Origin of the sequence: Paenibacillus ilasis, from assembly GCF_043195395.1 — a bacterium.
Classification (GTDB): domain Bacteria; phylum Bacillota; class Bacilli; order Paenibacillales; family Paenibacillaceae; genus Paenibacillus_AQ; species Paenibacillus_AQ lautus.
The window spans coordinates 2,352,498-2,371,838 of record NZ_JBHDJG010000001.1; the positions used below are offsets into that span (position 1 = coordinate 2,352,498).

At 51.2% G+C, this 19,341-nt stretch carries 14 protein-coding genes; 12 read left to right on the forward strand and 2 right to left on the reverse strand.

All coding sequences use genetic code 11. The features are described from left to right. Window positions 1-70 precede the first annotated feature (70 nt). On the reverse strand, window positions 71-568 hold the full coding sequence (locus ACETK5_RS10930; protein ID WP_394055576.1) for an SMI1/KNR4 family protein: 498 nt from the start codon (window positions 566-568) through the stop codon (window positions 71-73). A gap of 181 nt (window positions 569-749) precedes the next feature. Here ACETK5_RS10930 and ACETK5_RS10935 point away from each other — a divergent pair, with 181 nt between their 5' ends. Together ACETK5_RS10935 and ACETK5_RS10940 are read left to right on the forward strand one after the other, a co-directional pair. After that, window positions 750-1,571: an isocitrate lyase/PEP mutase family protein gene (locus ACETK5_RS10935; RefSeq protein ID WP_326120563.1), complete on the forward strand. Its 822-nt coding sequence runs from the start codon at window positions 750-752 to the stop codon at window positions 1,569-1,571. A gap of 335 nt (window positions 1,572-1,906) precedes the next feature. Further along, window positions 1,907-4,972 (forward strand): 3-keto-alpha-glucoside-1,2-lyase-like domain-containing protein, encoded by a 3,066-nt coding sequence (locus ACETK5_RS10940; protein ID WP_394055579.1) that lies wholly within the window; start codon window positions 1,907-1,909, stop codon window positions 4,970-4,972. 222 nt (window positions 4,973-5,194) lie between these two features. Here ACETK5_RS10940 and ACETK5_RS10945 read toward each other — a convergent pair whose 3' ends face one another. Then, complete coding sequence (locus ACETK5_RS10945) at window positions 5,195-6,646, reverse strand: RNA-guided endonuclease InsQ/TnpB family protein (RefSeq protein ID WP_326113503.1); 1,452 nt, start codon at window positions 6,644-6,646, stop codon at window positions 5,195-5,197. 175 nt (window positions 6,647-6,821) lie between these two features. Here ACETK5_RS10945 and ACETK5_RS10950 point away from each other — a divergent pair, with 175 nt between their 5' ends. The 10 genes from ACETK5_RS10950 (at window position 6,822) to ACETK5_RS10995 (ending at window position 19,151) form a co-directional block, all read left to right on the forward strand. Then, window positions 6,822-8,585: a cache domain-containing sensor histidine kinase gene (locus tag ACETK5_RS10950; protein WP_394055581.1), complete on the forward strand. Its 1,764-nt coding sequence runs from the start codon at window positions 6,822-6,824 to the stop codon at window positions 8,583-8,585. Further along, window positions 8,572-10,197, forward strand: a complete 1,626-nt coding sequence (locus ACETK5_RS10955) for a helix-turn-helix domain-containing protein (protein ID WP_394055583.1) — start codon at window positions 8,572-8,574, stop codon at window positions 10,195-10,197. The genes ACETK5_RS10950 and ACETK5_RS10955 overlap by 14 nt, the downstream gene beginning before the upstream one ends. A 130-nt stretch (window positions 10,198-10,327) precedes the next feature. Next, window positions 10,328-11,731 (forward strand): ABC transporter substrate-binding protein, encoded by a 1,404-nt coding sequence (locus ACETK5_RS10960; RefSeq protein WP_394055585.1) that lies wholly within the window; start codon window positions 10,328-10,330, stop codon window positions 11,729-11,731. Window positions 11,732-11,803: 72 nt separating this feature from the next. Next, window positions 11,804-12,703, forward strand: a complete 900-nt coding sequence (locus tag ACETK5_RS10965; protein ID WP_394055587.1) for a carbohydrate ABC transporter permease — start codon at window positions 11,804-11,806, stop codon at window positions 12,701-12,703. Between the two features lie 153 nt (window positions 12,704-12,856). Continuing rightward, window positions 12,857-13,759 carry a carbohydrate ABC transporter permease gene (locus tag ACETK5_RS10970; RefSeq protein ID WP_394055589.1) on the forward strand — a complete coding sequence of 301 codons (903 nt, stop codon included), beginning with the start codon at window positions 12,857-12,859 and terminating at the stop codon, window positions 13,757-13,759. Between the two features lie 34 nt (window positions 13,760-13,793). Continuing rightward, window positions 13,794-14,807 carry a glycoside hydrolase family 130 protein gene (locus ACETK5_RS10975; protein ID WP_394055591.1) on the forward strand — a complete coding sequence of 338 codons (1,014 nt, stop codon included), beginning with the start codon at window positions 13,794-13,796 and terminating at the stop codon, window positions 14,805-14,807. A 39-nt stretch (window positions 14,808-14,846) separates the two neighbouring features. Next, window positions 14,847-16,223 (forward strand): FAD-dependent oxidoreductase, encoded by a 1,377-nt coding sequence (locus tag ACETK5_RS10980; RefSeq protein WP_394055593.1) that lies wholly within the window; start codon window positions 14,847-14,849, stop codon window positions 16,221-16,223. Beyond that, entirely contained in the window at window positions 16,220-17,227 is a 1,008-nt protein-coding gene (locus ACETK5_RS10985) for an SGNH/GDSL hydrolase family protein (protein ID WP_394055595.1), read from the forward strand. Before ACETK5_RS10980 ends, ACETK5_RS10985 begins: the two co-directional genes overlap by 4 nt. 287 nt (window positions 17,228-17,514) lie before the next feature. Further along, window positions 17,515-18,741, forward strand: a complete 1,227-nt coding sequence (locus tag ACETK5_RS10990; RefSeq protein ID WP_394055597.1) for a copper amine oxidase N-terminal domain-containing protein — start codon at window positions 17,515-17,517, stop codon at window positions 18,739-18,741. Between the two features lie 56 nt (window positions 18,742-18,797). Continuing rightward, on the forward strand, window positions 18,798-19,151 hold the full coding sequence (locus ACETK5_RS10995) for a cupin domain-containing protein (RefSeq protein ID WP_394055599.1): 354 nt from the start codon (window positions 18,798-18,800) through the stop codon (window positions 19,149-19,151). The last annotated feature ends 190 nt before the right edge of the window (window positions 19,152-19,341 follow it).

The window sequence follows — 19,341 nt, forward strand, 5'->3', positions numbered from 1 at the left end:
CCCTGGGTCGAAGGCCAACAACCTTAGTTTGGTTGAGTACCGAACTAAGGTTGTATGCATTGCCTATTTATCATTGGAACTCTATAGTGTTCGACATAATCAATTCCAAAAACCCTTCTAGATTATGGGACGCTTTTTCAACTTCTTCAAATTCAGGTTCATATCCGCGCACGATAGCACCAACGTCATTGGTTAAATCAATCGCATAGAAGGAATACCCACCATCGACTGATATCACGATCGGCAGGTAAGAATCCCACCACGCAGTTATTTCTGATTTCCATAGTTCATCGCCCATTGCTGCCTCCAAACTGAGCATTTCAAATTCATTCCATTTAAATTCAGTATCGGAGCGATTATTGTATTCATCCTCGCAAAGAAACCAGGACTTCTCATCAGGTGTGATGCATCGTTTTACAACACTTAAAAATTCCAAATAATCATTAGGAATTTCCTTATATCTTGATAACAAGCTGCCAGCTAAATGTAACTGATGATCCTCATTCTTAGTTATCGTCCAACCGTTTTCTTCTGCCCAAATCATAAATTCATTTATTTTGTCATTCATGGTCTACCTTCTCCCACCGTATTCACTCCAATTTCTTATAGGCTCTGATTATTATTCTAGTCAGACATTTCCATATCCTTCTGGAACTCCAAGTGCATTCCATATTTCGATAGGTATCGAATAGTACTCGGTTTATACTATATACAAAAGTACGCCAGTCATAGATGGGGAGAGGTATAGTATGGACATGACAAAACAGCTTGAAAAGCTTGCCGCCTTTAAAAAAATGCACTCTAAGTTCTTTATTTTGCCCAATGCATGGGATGCTGCGAGCGCGAACACTTTTGAGAAGTGCGGCTTCAAGGCAATCGGCACGACAAGTGCCGGCATAGCGGTTTCCCATGGGTATGCGGATCGGAATATGCCCTTCGATCGGATGTTGGATACGGTCCGCAGGATCGTGCAAACCGTGGATATTCCGGTTACCGTGGATATGGAAGACGGGTATGGACAAACACCTGATGAAGTCGCCGAGTCGGTTAAGCAGGTGATCAAGGCAGGCGCGGCGGGGATAAACATTGAAGACAGCGGCATGGATCGGCAAGCGCCGCTGCATGACATTTTACTCCAGCAAAACAAATTAGCCGTGATCCGGGCGCTGGGGAATGCCATGGGTTATCCTCTCTTTATCAATGCCAGGATCGATGCTTACTGGATCAAGTCTATGCCGCCTGCTGGGAGGCTTGAAGAGACGATCAAGCGGGCCCATGCCTACCAGGAAGCCGGGGCAGATTGTATTTTTGTTCCCGGAATCCAGGAAATCTCCGACATCCAGACACTGCGCCATGAAATAAGCTGTCCGATCAATGTATTGGCCGGACCGGGAATGCCTTCCGCAAAGGAACTTGAAGCGCTAGGGATTCAGCGCATCAGCACCGGCTCAGGACCTTTTCGCGCCGCAATATCGCTGCTGCATCGCATGGGCCAAGAAATGTTGGAGAAGGGAACTTTTGAGCACATGACTTCGAGAGTCCTTTCTTACGACGATTTATCGGAAAAGTAGCCTTGGTGCAATCAATGGAGACAGCGTCTGTGTAGATCTTCATTCCCGCAACGAAATGGCTGTCAGTGCATCGGCAGGCGAGAACAGTTAAAATGTGTCCCTGGAGAGTGGGCTTGCCCCACTCCTTTTTTTATGGGCAGGGAATATAATCCATGGTGACAGAGGAAAGTTTGGATGGAGGGGGGGTGAACGTCAGAGAGCGGGCTGCTTGCTTCCGATAAAATGTTAGCGCATTCAGAAAAAACCAAGCAAGAATACAACCGGGAGAACAGAAGCTGCGCTGCCTTATTATCGTGGGGCAGATGAATAATCTTGAGGAGGTATTTATGCTTACCATGACAAGAAAAGCAGTTAGTCTGTTGGTAGTGCTTGCCGTAATAATCACTGGATTCTCACCCCGAGCTGCGGATGCTGTAGAAATCGATAGCTATTCAATTTCTTCAATGGATATGACGGATGCCGCTGCTCCGGCATCTTTGGCACAGACCGCCGCTGCTCCGGCCACGATACAAAATTACCCGATGCCATCCATCTATACCGCATCCAGCGTGTTTTCGTTGAAAGCGAATAACGAAGCGATTCCTGTAATCAGTTATCTGGCTGATTATGATTATGCTCAATTTTCTTTTTCCGGCACGGTCCGTATCGAAGTTACCAACAATGTGCCGATTACATCATACTCCATCAGTCCTCAGGCTAAAAATATCGAAGGCACGGTCAACGGGAACAAGCTAACGTTCTATCTTTCATCCTCAACCTATGTCATCGTGAAAATCAATGACCAGAGGAAGAAGATTGTTATCGCGGCAGATCCCTTGGAGACGGATATTCCCCCGTCCACAGGTGCCGGGATTTATAATGTGACGCAGTCGCCATACCATGCGGATAACACGGGTACGTCGCTGGCATCGGGTCCGATTCAGCAGGCGATCGATGACGCCCATCAAGCCGGCGGCGGCGTTGTATTCATACCGGCCGGTGTTTATAAGAGCGGGAACCTGACATTAAAAAGCAACGTAACCTTTTACCTGGCCGGCGGCGCCGTCATTGTCGGCACGGGCAGGGGGGAAGACTACGTGATTGATTTTCGCAAGGATTCACGAAACGCGGATGGAACGTATTTTATACGTACTGCCGTTGATTCCAGCAATATTACGATTCGGGGACGGGGAACCATTGATGGAAAAGGCATTGCGATGCGAGAGCGAAAGATGCCGGCGCCGAATAAGAATGAAGGGTTCCTCAATAACCTGCTCGTTCCGATCGCAACATCCAATTTTACTTTTGACGGCCTAATATTGCGGGATGGCGGTTTCTGGTCGTTCATGGTGGTTCGTTCCGACAATGTGACCATAAACAATCTTAAGGGATTCCAGGATTTATACAAAATCGAGAATGACGTTATCGATATCAACGAGAGTCAGAATGTGCTAGTTCAACATTCGATTGCCATATCGGATGATGACACGTATTCCACTAAAACCTGGCTGCAGACGGGGATGTCCAAAGACTGGCCGGGCGAGCTTGAACATTTGGAGAATGTGGTCTTTGATGACGCTTTTGCATGGACAAGATGCGCGGCTTTCAAGATTGGCATGGGCGTAGCCCAGCCGCAAATCGGCGTAACCATCCGAAATTCGTATGTCTATCAAAGCGCCCGAGCATTGCTTATTGATCATGGATACCAACTGAATACACTCCCGGAGGAAGGTTACGCCCAAAATATTACGTTTGAGAATATCGACATCGAACGCGTCGGTATCAATCAATTCGGGAACTATTGGCTTGGAGTGTCTACCAGCACTTCCGGCGATGTAAGCAATGTTGTAGTCAAGAACATTAATGTTCGCGAGACCGGCAGCCAGAAATCCAGAATTTCCGGGAATGCCACGAAAGGCGGAAGGGTTAACGGGGTCACGTTCACGGATGTTTATGTTGGAGGCAAACTTGCAGCAACCCTGGACGACTTGAATGTTACCGTTAATAACAATGTATATGGTATCGTTTTTGCCAATTCCAAGCCTCCGCTATTCAGCGACAATTTCGAAGACGGAAATACGGCGGGTTGGACGTCGATGTCCGGCGGTTGGACCGTCCCGACAGTTGGCACGAATCACGTGCTGTCCAGCGGAAATCAGACAACCACCTCCCTGATTACCGCTAATAGCGGGGGTTCATGGACGGATTACGTTTATGAAGCCAGATTAAGAATGCCCATCACCAATGCCAACGCGGGCATGGTCTTCAGGGTGCAGGATGCAAACAATTATTATATGTATCGCATTCATTCATCGAATCAACAGCTGGAGTTGTTCAAATCCGTAAATGGACAGCTGACGCTTGTAAACAGTATGCCGTTCACGGCCATTGAGAAACAGTGGTATAAGGTTAAGGCGGTTATACAAGGGAACACGATTTCCTGTTACGTGGATGGAGAATTAAAGATGGAATGGACCAATCCTGTAACCGAATTGACGGCTGGGGGGATCGGATTCCGGACCACCTCGGCGGGTGTCCATTTTGACGATGCCGTGGTTAGTCTCCTCAATAAAGCGCCTGAGGAGATTGCCCTTTCACACAACAGTGTTGTTGAAAACACGACGGCGGGAGGCATGGTCGGAACCTTTTCCACCAGCGACCCTGATGCGGAAGAAACATTTTCTTATATGCTGATAGCAGGTTCAGGGGATGAGGACAACGGCAGCTTCACCATTTCGGACAATAAGTTGTTCCTAGCCGTAACGCCTGATTACGAAGCCAAGGACAGCTACAGCATCCGGGTGAGGAGCACAGATTCAGGAGGACTGTACGTTGAGAAGAACTTTACGATCCATGTCACGGACGTGAATGAACCTCCCGTGAATCCGGATCCTACGGTCATTGTATTCAGCGACGATTTCGAAGATGGAAATGCCGGAGGATGGACGTCTGGTTCAGGTTCTTGGGATGTAATAACTGACGGCACAAATGCCTTGATTCAGAATCAAGCTGCCACTGCAGTCATTGCTGCCGGCGATTCGTGGACGGATTATACGTATGAGGCCAAAGCGAAAATGCCCATCACCAATGCCAACGCAGGCATTCTCTTCAGGGTACAGGATGCGGGTAATTTCTATATGTTCCGAATCCATTCCGCAGCCCAAAAGCTGGAGTTGTACAAATCCGTGGACAACGTCATGACCCTTGTATCCAGTACCCCGTTTACAGCTCAGGCGAACCAGTGGTATACGATGAAGGCTTCTATTGAAGGGAACGCAATAAAAGGTTATGTGGATGGAGAATTAAAAGTGGAATGGACCAATCCCGATACGGAACTGACAGCAGGAAAAATAGGATTTCGGACCACTTCGGCAGGCGTAGCTTTTGATGATGCTGTGGTACTGGCACCTGATGCGATCTAACTTGAAGGCATCCCGTACCGTGTCAATAAAAGCCGATCCACAGGTCGGTCAGCGTTAAGAGGATCATACGAAGGAGCTGCCCCTAACGCCATGATTGGCTGCCAGGGACAGCTTCGTTTTTTTGCATTGTCGTACAGGGGATGCAGTGACATAATCAAAGAATGAATACTCCCGCCACTTACCTAGGCAGTCGCTTCGGTTGAAGTGCGGGTTTCAGATGTCTCAACCTGAAGGTTTCAGGATGCTTAACACCCTTGGAGTTGACACGTTGATGGACTGGTTACCATCCAACCCCTCTATCCCATCCGAAGGCTTAGCAGATACGTTTGGGAATACTTTGCGTATAATGTTGGCTGCTCCGTTCACATCGGCATGAATCACGCCCGCCTGGCTCGCATACAGCCCGCGATAAATCCGCTTGCCGGAGAAGAGATAGGTTCCTCCCTCACCGAAACGCGGCAACGGATCTTTATCCAGGAAGCTCGCTTTTGACGTATAGGCTTCTTCCGTCAGGATCACCGTGATTCCCTTTGCTGCTGCCTTATACTGGATCATCGCAATGAGCTGCTTGTGCGGGAGGTGACAGAACGACTGGTTGTTTCGCCGTCCCATGGCGGATTCTTGTTTCCATCCTGCATTATGACCGATGACGATCGTACCGATCCTCTGCTCTTCGGCCAGTCTGACGATATGATGACTGGCTTTGTGAAACAGGTCTTTGATCAGGCGGTGGCGCTGCAGATGCAATCGTTCCAATCGTTTGGATGTGTGTGTGCCTTCACGCGGGTTTTTACCCTGACGAAGAATACTCGTGTAGTGCGCTTTCATCTTGTTATAATACTGATTGATCGCTTTGACGATCCTGCCCTTCACGATCACCGGCTGTAAGCCGGTTGTCGTGACCATGGTTGCAAGATTGTCTACACCCAAATCAATCGCCATGATGAAATTAGAATGGTTGACGTCCGGTACTTGTTCCCCCTCTGTGTTCTGCTCTTCCATTGGACACGTGAAGACGAGTTCGATAACATAGTGCCCATGACGAGGTACGACACGCGCCTGCATGAACTTGCCGTCGATACGCCCTAGCTTGCCGATGTTCAGTCTCAGCTTGGTTCGGGGGAACTTCAGGAACTTTCGGTCTTTGATGACGCAATCTTGATTCGAGAACACCACTTCCTTCACCTTGCTGCGGGCGTAGCCCGGAATCTTCGGCTTGCCGGTAAAGGTCTCCGGATGTTGACGATACGCCTTCATGCTGGCGAAAAAGGCCGCCCAGTTCTGGAAGACGACCTTCAGAATGCCTTGGCTGCTTTGGGCCGGGAGGGAGCGATAATCGGGTTGCTCCATCACTTTGAACAAGGCATCCAAGAAAGAATAAGACAGGAAGGGCTGCTCTGGCGAAGGCAACGTAAAGGGCCGGGAACGATTTTTCACGCTTCTTCGCTCGTTCATCGCATCCAGATGTGCGGACAGGGTGTTCATCACTTGTTGTTGCAACGGCTGACAAGCCGATAGCTGTCCCTTTGCGGTAAACACTTGCCGGATATAAAAGTTAGCCGTATTGTACAGGTTTTTTGCACACTGACCCAATGCATCCAGATAGGCGAACAACCGATGCCCCGGCTTGATCCATACTTGATAGGTTCTATACCCGAGTGCTGGAACGGACAAGATTTCACCTCTTTTCACTTCCGGAATACGAATGTATGTTCCTGTTTATTATACCGCTACATTGGAAGAAAAGAAAGAACATCTTGTTGGCCCGGACAAGAAATCGCCGATTCACCTCTCCACTTGCAGAAGTGGGAGTACTCTCGGCATGGGTAGATAGAATTTAACGGAAGGCGTGAAAAGCTTGGAGTATCTCCGCAGGCAATCGTTCCGCAACAAACTCAAGGTCGCTTTTCTGGCTGTCATCGTGCTTTCTGTCCTGATGACCGGAGGGTTGTCTTATTATATCTCGGCTGCCACGCTGGAAAAGAATGCGCTGAAGCTCACGCAGGATACGGTGGTCAGATCCGCGCAGATCGTGGATGAGAAGCTGAACAAACTGATGCTGATTATGATGACGTTTATGATCAGCCAGCCATTCTACGACATGCTGAAGGATGCCGCCTCCGGGGATGCCAGCAGATATTACACGCATCTGAACGATCTTGATAACGTTTTCTCGCAGGCGCGGATCGCCGAACCGCTTATCCAATCGATCTACGTATTTACGCCGATTGGCGAATTTTATCCTTCGTCCATGAACCGCAATCGGCTCACCGAATTCGAGGATACCGTTCTGTATGCGCGCATCGAGCAGGAGAAAAAGAACCTGTGGGTGGAGGGTCATGAGGATATGCTCTTCTCCGGCAAGGAACGCGTCATTTCGCTTATTCTGGAGCCGATCTTTGACACCCCGGTCAGCGGTGTTTATATTGTCGTGAATATCCGTGAGGACGGTTTCCGCAAGCTGGTCCAGGGGAATATCGCGGAAGGGGCGTCCAGCTTCTTGCTGAACGCTGATGGAGAGGCGGTTTACCCCGTGAAGGAACCGCTGGTCAGGCAGGCAGTGGAGACGGGTAATTTGAGTGGCTTGATGAGCCGCTCGGAGGGAAGTCAGCCCTTTGAAATGGAAGGCCAGACCTATCTGCTTAATTATGCCCGTCTCGGCATTGCGGATTGGACCATGACCACCATCCGTTCCCGGGCCGACGTGCTCCAGGACATGGTTTTTGTCAAATGGCTGATCGCCGGGGTTACGCTGGCTGCTTTTACCGTCACCACGTTGATTTCGGGCGCATTTTCACGCTATTTGCTAAAACCGCTGCAAGGGCTGCTGAAGGTGATGAAGCGGGTCGAGAACAATGATCTGACCGCCCGTTTTGAGAGCGGCAGCGGAGATGAACTGGCTCAGGTGGGATTTCGGTTTAACCGGATGCTGGAACAGATTGTGGTGTTGATTGATGAGGTTACGGAAGCGCAGACGCATAAGCGATCTGCAGAGATCAAGGCGCTGTCGGCGCAGATGGACCCGCATTTTCTGTACAACACGCTCAACACCATCTACTGGAAATTGAAATTGAAGCAAATCGAGCCGTCACAGCAAATGGTCATGTCGCTCTCACGCCTGTTCCAACTCGGACTGAACAATGGCCAGGAAATTACGACACTGTCGAAAGAACTGGAGCATGTGCGCCAGTATCTGGAACTGCAGTTAAGCTGCTACGAAGGCTTATTCTCTTATGAGATCCATGTACGCGAACCGGAGGCGCCATCGCTTTCGATTCCGCGCATCATTTTGCAGCCGCTGGTGGAGAACAGCATTTTGCACGGTTTTCGCGACCTGAAGAACGGCGGCCTGATCGAAATCGAGATTACCGGGGATGAGAAACGCTGGACGATTGCCGTACGTGATAACGGAAGGGGAATGGACCAGACCCAAGTGCGCGAACTCTTTTTGCAGGAGTCGAAGAAGGGATATGCGGTGTCCAATCTGATCCGGCGGCTCCGGCTCTATTATGGGGACGGTGCGGAATTTCACGTAGACAGTGCGCCGAAGCGCGGAACCGAAATACGGATTTCATTGCCCAAGAAAGGGGAGCATTTGGATGAGCAATCCTGAGGCGATCAGTCTCTGCATTATCGACGATATTAAAAGCGTGGTGGACGGACTGACCGCGATGAACTGGGAAGAGCAGGGGATTCGGGTCGCAGGTGTATCGAGCAATGGGGAAGAGGGGCTTACGCTGATCAACGGGCTGTGTCCGGATCTGGTAATTACCGATATCCGAATGCCGATCATGGACGGGTTGAGCATGCTGCGTTTGGTGCTGGAAGAGAACCCCGGCTGCAAGGTCATTCTGATCAGCGGCTATGCCGATTTTGAATATGCGCAGCAGGCGGTACAGCTGGGGGCGTTTGATTTTGTGGTGAAGCCCTTCACAGAAGAAGATATGATGTCGGCTGTGCTGCGAGCCAAAGCAGAGGTTATGGATGAGAGGTCCAAACGGTTAAGTTTGAGGGATATGGAGAACAAGCTTCGCGAGAGCATGCCGGCGCTGCGACAGGAATACTTTGCGCTGCTCATAAGCCACCGCACTTCATGGGAAGAGGCCTCGGAACGGTGGGAGTTTCTGAATATTGAGCTGGAGCCGCGCGGATTCGTGGTAATGCTGATTGAAATTGATCGTTTCCGGGAGCAGGTTGCCGAGCAGTCCGTGAAGGAGATGGAGCTGATCCGGTTCTCGCTGTTGAATATTATGCAGGAGACGCTTGCCCATTATGCGCACAGCGTTCTTTTCCGTGCCCGTCATGATCAGTACCTGGCCGTACTGAACGATTCAGGACCGTCCAGTCCGATCGAAATTGCCGAGCAGTGCTGCCGGAACATTGAACGATTCACCAAGTTTACGGTCTCGGTCGGGGTCGGCGGCAGAGTGGAGGAGATCAGCGGGCTCCCGGATTCTTATCGCCAGGCTCATCGGGCTCTCTCCCATCACTTATTCACTGAAGGCAATGCCGCCATTATGTATGACGATATCCCCCAAAGCGGAAGCCAGGAGCCGCTGGCACTGGAATACAAGGACGAGCTCCTGCTGGCCCTTCGTTCCGGGAATGCCGTCCGGACGGACGCGATTCTGTCCGCGATTTCGGAAGCGCTGCAGAAACGGATCTCCAGGCAAAATGCGGATTATCTCCTCAGCTTGTACGATGAACTGGCCGCTTCAGCAATCCGGACACTTTACGAAATGGTTCCATATTCGGAGATACAGCCGATGATTCAGAAATTCAGAACGATACAAGGGACGGCGGGACTGCCGCTGGCCTCTTTGCAGCGTCAACTGCATGCCTTGTGCACGGAGGGAGCTGAGCTGGTTCGCCGAAACAGCTTATCCGAAGGGCAGAAGGTTATTTATAATGCCATAGGCTATATCAAGGGCCGCTTGTCCGAGGATATTACCGTTGGCGAATGTGCCGCCCATGTGCATCTCAGTGCCAGCTACTTTTCCAGCTTATTCAAGCAAGTGACCGGGATGACGGTCACGCAGTTTATCACCTCGGAACGCATTCATAAAGCGAGACAGCTGCTGGTGGAGGGAGCGCAGGTGCAGGAGGTGGCTGCGGCGGTAGGGTATGAGGAGCGAAGATATTTCAGCGAGATGTTCAAGAAGATCACCGGCCAGACACCGTCGGAATTCAGGGCGGGCTATCACATGGACCGGCCGGAGGCATGAGGCGAGTGCTGCATGAGACCATAGAATTCTATCCCTTGAGAGTGAATTTGCCTCACTCCTTTTCCGAGAACGGGATTCTATAATAAAAAACGAGCTCACAATACAAACGTTAATCAAAGGGGTAGAATGTATGCGAAAAAAATGGTTAAGTCTCGGCTTGAGCCTCATTCTGGCAGCCGGAATCGCAGGCTGCGGCGGGAACGACAACAGCAGCAACGGCGGCACGACGAATGGCAAGTCTGACGGCGGAACGGCAGCACCATCAACCGAGACGGGCCAACCCGTACAGCTTAAATACTGGACTGACGACCGTCATGACCAGGAGTATATCAAGGAATTGATCAACAAGTTCAATGAAACTAACGGAGATAACATCCAGGTGGAACTTACGGTCATGTCCGAGAATTACGCGCAAAGCGTCGACATTGCCTTCTCCAGCAACCAGGCGCCGGATGTGCTGGGTCTCAAGAGCGCCAATACGTCCGGATTCGTCAAAAAAGGGTATCTCGCCCCAATTGACGAGTATCTGACCGATGACTTGAAAGCGAAGTTCGGCAGCCTGCTGATCGACGATGTCAACCGTTTTGACGGCAAGGTGTACTCGCTCGCCAATACCGGCCTCACCATGCGCCTGGTCTACAACAAGGATCTCTTTGCCAAAGCGGGCATCGAGAATCCTCCGAAGTCGCTGCAGGAAATGGTGGAGGATGCCAAGAAAATTACCGAAGTCGGCAAAGCCGAGGGCATCTATGGTTTTGCGCTGAACTTCAAAAATCCGAAGCAAGCATTTGACCGTTCCGTCCGGGAGATTCTTTCCTTGAGCGGTTATCAGGGACTTGGCTTTGATCTGAAAACAGGCCAATTCGATTTCGAGCCTTACTCGCAGGTCATTGAATATTTCAAGCAAATGCATAAAGACGGAAGCATTCTGCCTGGCGCGGAAGCGCTGGACATCGACCCGCTGCGCGCCCAATTCGCCGCAGGCAAAATCGGGATGTATCTATCCTTCTCGACGGAGCCCGGCGTGTACATGGATCAATTCCCGACCGAAATCAACTGGGGGGGCGCATTGGCTCCAACGCTGGACGGTCAGATCAAGGGAACTTCCGAAATCGTGTCCGCCGGAACGTGGCTCGGCATCAGCGCCCAATCGGCCAATAAGGAAGCGGCTTGGACATTCATGCAGTATATGTACGGCGATGAGGTTCTGAAGACCTATCACGAAAAAGGCTTCGGGATTGCCATTGTACCGAGCATTGTAGAACAGGCAAAAGATCCGGAGATCAATGGCATGGAAGGCTTCCTGGTCGGGGAACACGACTCGCTCTGGCCTGCTTCGCCAAACGTTACTCCGGAGGGATCCACCTATGCGGACGCTTTCTTCAAATATATCCTTACCGATGAAGACCTGAAAGCGATTACGGAGGATTTAAACACAAGATACAACGCCGCATTGTCCAAAGCGGTGGAGAAAGGCGAGGTCAACGTAACGCCAAACCCTGCCTTTGATCCAACCAAACCGCAGGGAGAATAACAGGCGAGGATGGGGCTGCCGCACGCATTTTTGGCGGATGCCCCTTTTCTTTCCCCGAAGGAGGAACCCATCGTGAGTATGAAATGGAAACGGCTAGGGGAGAATGCTCTTTTTCTATCGCCGAGCATCATTTTGACGGCTGCCCTGGGCATCTACCCCTTGATATGGATGCTGCGTTATATGTTTTATGACTATGCCGGGTATGGCGAAGCGCTGTTTGTTGGGCTGGATAATTTTCGTCGGCTGATGCGCGACTCGCTGTTCTGGGAATCGGTTGGCAATACCTTTGTCTACGCCGGAGGCAAGCTGCTGCTGACGCTGCCATTGTCCCTGCTGCTCGCGGTCATCCTGAACGGCAAGCTGCGAGGCGGAAAACTGCTGCGAGGGATCTATTTTATGCCGACAATCATCAGCACCGCAGTTATCTCCGTGGTGTTCTATACGATCTTCAATTCCTATAACGGGATGGTTAACACCGTATTGATGAAGCTGCATTTAGTCTCGCAGCCCATCGACTGGCTCGGGCCGAAGCATGCGATGCTTACGGTCATTCTTGTGGCGGTATGGGGCGCGGTCGGTAACTATATGCTGCTGTTTCTGGCTGGATTGCAGAGCATACCGCAGGATTTGTACGAAAGTGCGGCCATGGACGGCGCGAATGCGGGAAGACGGTTCTGGAGCATTACGCTTCCGATGCTGGCTCCGGTTGCCCAGTTGGTCATTATGCTCGCGATTATCGCATCCCTGAAAGGCTATGAGAGCATTATGCTCATCACGGAAGGCGGACCGATCGGCAAAACCGAGGTCATGTATCTCTATCTGTATAAACTGTTGTTTCCGGTTTCCACGGGATCGCCTGTGGAGCAGCAGCTTGGATACGGCAGCGCCGTAGGCTTCGCAACCGCTGTTATTGTGGGAGCGATCACGGGCTTGTATTTCTTATTGAGCCGGAAAATGAACAAGTTGTATTAAAGTTTCTTTTAAAAAGCTCACTTAACATGATTTTCGAACATGCACTATATGCAACAATAGATGCCAAATTTAGCGAAGGCCCTTACGATTTGACAACAACGCCGCAGTATCGGTTGATCATGAACGGCTGCAGGCGTGCAGGAGGATCAGCAAATGAACGAACAGGTATTACCCCAACAACCGGATGCGCGCGGCAAAATCGCCGCCCGCCCGCCTTCCGGTCCCACAGGCAGAATGGTGGGCCGTACGGTGATGTGGCTGTTCTTATTGATTACGGCGATACTGACATTATTTCCACTGTTGATGACATTGTCCGGTTCGCTTAAGACCGGCGCCGAAATGATGACCGGCGGCAGCCTGCTGCCGGCCAAGCTGCAGTTCATCAACTACGCCGAAGCCTGGAAGCAGGCTAATTTTGCCCGCTATACCTGGAACAGCGCTTTTATCAGCATTATGGTTACCGCTGGCACCCTGCTGGTAGCTGCCATGGCGGCTTATGTGGTGGACCGTCGCCAATTTCCCGGCAAATCCCTGTATGTGACGACGCAGGCGTCGATGATGTTTATATCCGTCGGTGCGATCGTGCTGCGCCCGCAATTTGATTTGATGGTCGCGCTAAACCTGAATACCACGCTGTGGGGCGTGATCCTGATTCTGATCAGCGCCCATTCCAGCACCTTTTTTATGCTGCTGGGTTTCTTCAAAGCGATTCCCCGCGAGCTTGACGAAGCGGCCATGGTGGACGGCTCCGGCTTTGTCCGAACCTTCTTCCGGATTATTCTCCCGCTCCTGACACCAGGGCTTGGCGTGGCTGGACTGTTTGCTTTCCGTCATGCCTGGAACGAATACATTCTGCCGCTGGTGTTCACGATGACGAATCCGCAGCTGCAGACGCTCACCGTCGGGCTGGCGAATCTCCGTTACGGTTCTTCCGCAGCCATGCAGATCCATTTGATGATGGCGGGAGCATGCCTGTCGATTCTGCCGATGCTTCTCGCTTATATTGTGGCGAACAAATCCTTTATTCAAGTGACTGCGGGTTCAGTCAAAGGTTAATTTCATAATTCCATATACAAGGAGTTTGATGCACATGAGTGATTTTAAAATAGGACCTTTGTTTTCCAGCCCGGTCATTACCCGGCATTCGGCGAATCCGATTCTGACACCGGGGGATGTGCCCTACGGTCCGGCGTTGGTCTTTAATGCCGGGGTTACCAAATTTAAAGGCAAATATGTGATGGTTTTCCGCAATGACTACGGTGATGAACATCAAGGAATTGTTGCCCCTCATCATACGACGAATCTTGGGCTGGCCTTCAGCGATGACGGCATAAAGTGGGATGTGCAGCCGGAACCGTGCTGGTCTTGGCATGATGAAGAGGTCATCCGCGTGTATGACCCGCGTCTAACGGTAATCGGCGAACAATGTTATATGTGCTTTGCGGTCGATACCAAGCACGGGCTGCGCGGCGGCATCGCCGTCACCGAGGATTTCCGATCCTTCGAGGTGCTGAGCCTGTCGCTGCCGGACAACCGCAACATGGTATTGTTCCCGGAACGGATCGGGGGCAAGTACGTCCGGCTGGAGCGTCCGATGCCTGTATACAGCCGGGGCGGGATAGACCGCTTCGACATGTGGATGAGCGACTCGCCTGACCTGAAATACTGGGGAAACTCCAAGCTGCTGCTGGCGGTTGAAGATGTAGCTTATGCCAATGACAAGGTTGGCCCCGGCGCTCCGCCCGTCAAAACGAACAAAGGCTGGCTGACCCTGTTCCATGCCGTGGACATCGATCCCAGCAGGGGCAAGAACGGCTGGGAGGACAGCTGGAAGAAGCGCTATACATCCGGCATTTTACTTCTGGATCTTGCCGATCCCAGCCGGATCATCGGCATGGCGGAGACGCCGCTGCTTGCCCCGGAAGCCGATTACGAGACCGATGGGGGCTTCCGCAATCATGTTATTTTTCCGGGAGGCATGATTCTGGAAGAAACCGGGGAAGTCAAAATCTACTACGGCGCCGCCGATACGGTAGAATGCCTGGCAACTGCGCATGTAGATGATTTGCTGGATCTCTGTCTGAAAGGCACAGTCCATAAGTAATGTTGACATGTTAAAGCTATACAGAATGGGGAGGTTTCTATGAAAGGACATATTACGTTGCCATCCGCCAGCATTCCGGTTGCCCGCGAGGTGGATGTGCTTGTCATCGGCGGAGGCGCTTCTGGCATCGCCGCCGCCATTGCCGCTGCGAAAGGGGGGGCGCAAACGATGCTGGTGGAGCAGCGAGGGTTCCTTGGCGGTATGGGCACGGTTGCGCTCGTTCCGGCTTTTTGTCCCTTTACGGATAAGCGGAAGCCGATTATCCGCGGTCTCGGCCTTCAATTGATGGAACGGATGAAGCAGGCATGCGATCCTCAGTACCGCGAGGAATATCAAGAGATGCTGGATTGGGTGCCGATCGATCCCGAAGTGCTGAAGCGGGTTTATGATGATGCCATTCTGGAAAGCGGTGTGACGCCGCTGTATCACACCTTTGTTTACGATGTTGTCCGGTCTGAGGACCGCCGGAAGGTTGAAGGTGTCGTTGTCGTTAACAAAACAGGACGGTCTTTCATCCCCTGCAGGTATATTATCGATTGCTCGGGAGATGGGGATATTGCCGCTCTGGCGGGAGTTCCTTTTCAGAAGGGCGGGGAAGCGGGCGAGCTTCAGCCCGGCAGCATGTGCTATCTGCTTGCGAATGTGGACCGTCCACGGTTCAGACGGTACCTGGAGGAGAGCGGGGATACGGGCCAACTTCACAAGACGGTGGAGCTGGCGATCGAGGACGGTGCGCTGCCGGAGGGCCGCAAGTCGATCTCCGGCCTTGCTTGGGTCAGCGACTATTTGGTTGGCGTCAACTTTGGCCATGTATTCGGCGTTGACGGCACCCTTGCCGAGGATTTGACGCGGGGGGCGATTGAAGGGCGTCGCACGGCGGAACGTCAGCTGCAGTTCTTCCGCCGCTACGTGCCGGGTTTTGAACACGCCCATATGGTGGCGAGCGGGGAGCAGCTCGGCATCCGGGAGACGCGGCGGATCGAAGGGGACTATATCTTGACGGTCGATGACTTCCTTGCTGCGCGTTCCTTCCCGGACGACATTGCCCGCAACGCATACTACATCGATATCCATCTCGCCAACAGCATAAGTGAAATGACCTTTAACCACCTGCCGCCGGGTGTTTCACACGGCGTCCCATACCGGATTATGCTGCCGGTTGGCATCGACAACCTTTGGGTTGCCGGACGCTGCGTATCCTCGGACCGGGCAGTGCAAGGCTCCCTCCGGGTGATGCCGAACTGCTTCTCCATGGGCCAGGCCTCGGGTACGGCGGCTGCATTGGCGCTGCGGGACGGCACCGGCTCGCGCGGCATTTCCGTAGCCGAGCTTCAGCAGCGGCTGCTGGAGCAGGATGTATGGCTAGGAGAAGATTTCATTCCGGCTGAGAAGCAGAAGGAAGGGAATGCGCCGTGAAGCAGCTTCCATTAACGGATGAGTGGTTCCACGGTGCCGTTTCGCTCGAGCACCGGGAGGAGGGTATCAAGCCGTGGCGTATTCCTTACATGGATTACGAGCTGTATCCGCCTGCGGGAATCGATGGCAAAGCCGAGATATGTGCCGGTGTTCGCCTGCGGCTGCGTACGGACTCCACCGAGGTGGCAGTATCTTTCGCGCCGCTTGCGGATGCCGCCGTTATGGATTGCGTATCAGGAGGAGAATTATATCAGACGCTTAGCCTGGCCGTCGGGGCAACAGAAGCTTTGTTCAGTGGACTTGAGGGCGGAATCAAGGATTTGGAGATTTGGCTCCCGCAAAATATAGGAATAACGGTCAACGGCCTGCGGATCAGCGCCCATGCTGTCGGAGTCCCGCTGCCGGACACCCGGCCCCGCTGGATTACGTACGGGAGTTCCATTACCCAGTGCGTCGGGGCTTCCAGCCCTTCCCGCGTTTGGCCTGCCATTGCCGCCGAAGCCTGCGGCTTCAGCTTGACCAATCTCGGCTTTTCCGGCAACTGCCACATGGAACCGATGATCGGGCGCCTGATTCGCGACTTGCCGGCCGATTTCATCTCGATATGTGCAGGCGTGAACATCTATGGCGGGGGCACCTTAAGCCCACGTATGTTCAAGCCGCTGCTGATTGGACTGCTGGAGACGATACGCGACAAACACAGGGATATCCCGCTGCTTGTCATTTCTCCGATTTATGGCACCGTCCGCGAAACGCAGCTCAATTCGTTGGGTTTCACCCTGCCCATTATGCGGGAATTCATCCGCGAGACCGTGGAGCTGCTAAGGGCTCGAGGCGATCGCCAGTTGTTCTATCAGGATGGCTTGAACTGGTTCGGTCCGGAGGATGAAGCCTTTCTGACGGATGGTCTGCACCCTGGAGCCGAGGGGTATGAGCTGCTGGGCCGGCGTTTCCATGATCTTCATGAATTTGCGTTCCGGGCTGTACATCGAAACACGGAGTGATGAGTTTCTACTATATTCGGTATGACCCATGGGAAATCATCATAGCAACCCAGATGAAGAGAATATCGAATATAAAAATCGGTTGATCTATCTTTATGTTAAAATATTAAATTTATAAAACCCGTTGATGATCTTGATAAGTCCAACGGGTTTTATTTTTGTATATCAGAAGACGATCAAGCCTGTTGATCTTGTTACCAATTATTACATACCTTATAATCTCATTGTGCGACAATGCGTGCACAGTAAGGATAAGAACAAATTCAAAAAAGATGAGGAAGTCACCTATGAAAAAATTGCTAGTATGCGCATTAGCTATCATGCTAAGTTTAACTGCGTTTCCCCCCGCTATTTACGCTTCTGAAGTCCGAGTATCCGTGGATGGGCGTGAAGTACAATTCCCAGATGAGCACCCATACGTTGATCAGAGATCCAACCTTACGATGGTTCCACTTGCTTTTGTATCCGACAAGCTCGGAGCTACTGCGAAATGGAACGGAAAATTAAAACAAATCACGATCTCGCTTAACCGTGACATCATTATTTTGGTGATTGGCCAAAATCATGCACTGGTGAATGGAAAAAGAGTTGACTTTGAAGGGTCGGCGGTGCTCAAAAACGGTCGCACGATGGTTCCGCTGCGCTTTATTAGTGAAACCTTGCATGCAATTGTGGAATGGCAGCCCGCGCACAATCGGGTGAACATTATGTCCTCAGTTGCTAGTGTTCCGAAAGGAACATGGATATGGGACAGTAACATCATCAAACAAGATCAAGATATCATTATAAGCTTCGCAAAAATGAAAGGTGTGACATCTATTTACCTTCAGGTTGATAGAGATATAGATCTTGCAATTTATGAGGGCTTTATTCGAAAAACGAAGAGCACAGGAATTCAAGTAGAAGCACTTGAGGGTCGTCCCGAATGGGCCTATAAGTCTAAGCAGGAGGAGATTCAAAAATTTATAGCCTGGGTCAAAGCCTATAACTCCTCTGTCGGTCCGGAAGCAAGCTTTTCGGGATTGCATTTCGATATTGAACCTTATGCGCTAAGTGAATGGACGAAGGACAATACGACGATTCTTGAAAGCTGGATGGACAATATGAGACTGATCGAGAAAGAAACCAAAGGAAGCGGCTTGAAAATTGCGATCGACGTTCCATTTTGGCTAAATACGATTAATGTACCGGGGAAGGATTACAGTATGAGCGCATGGATGCTGGAGAAGTTCGATTGCCTCGTCATCATGAATTATCGGAATCATGCGTTAGGCAGCAATGGAATTGTGGAAAATGCGCAGGCCATGCTGAGAGAGGCCTCCACGCTGAAGAAGAAAGTTGTTGTTGCTGTAGAAACGCTCATAAGCAAAGAGGGTCCGAGGGTCTCATTCTATTCCATGAGCAGCGAAGTGATGGAAAAAGAGCTGCAGTCCGCCCATAATCAATTGGCGCACTACGCAAGCTATGCCGGCTTCGCCATTCACGATTTCAACAGCTGGCAGGACATGAAATAGAGGACAAATTGTATAAATAGGCAGGCAACTCGGGTATATCCCGCCGAAACTGAACCTTGTTTGCGCAATTTTTTGTGGGGCAAAGTTATCTTAAAACCTTGATCGCCGACCCTAAAGTGAATGTTGGTGTGGGGAATGTAACCTTTGAACCGGGATGTCGAAACAACTGGCATATCCATCGGGATGGATTCCAAATTTTATTAGTCACTGGAGGCGAAGGGTGGTACCAAGAAGAAGGAAAACCGGCTCAATTCTTAACGGCTGGTGATGTGATCGTCACTCATGGTGGTGTGAAACATTGGCATGGTGCCGCCAAAGACAGCTGGTTTGAACACATTGCGATCACGGCGGGTAAGCCGGAATGGTTGGAACCTGTCTCGGATGAAGTATATGGGAGAGCAGCTATTTAAAAGGGACGCAAAATAAACACCATTGGATAATTATAACATTGACAATCGTAGGTTTTTCCAAAATAATAGAATGTAATTGAATACTGGTACCTTTAATTCAGTCCAGAGAGGCTGGCAAGGGCAGCGGATTTTTATAATCACGCGTGTATGAGCGAGTATTCCGTCAGGGATGCTCTGCGTCTTCGCGCGG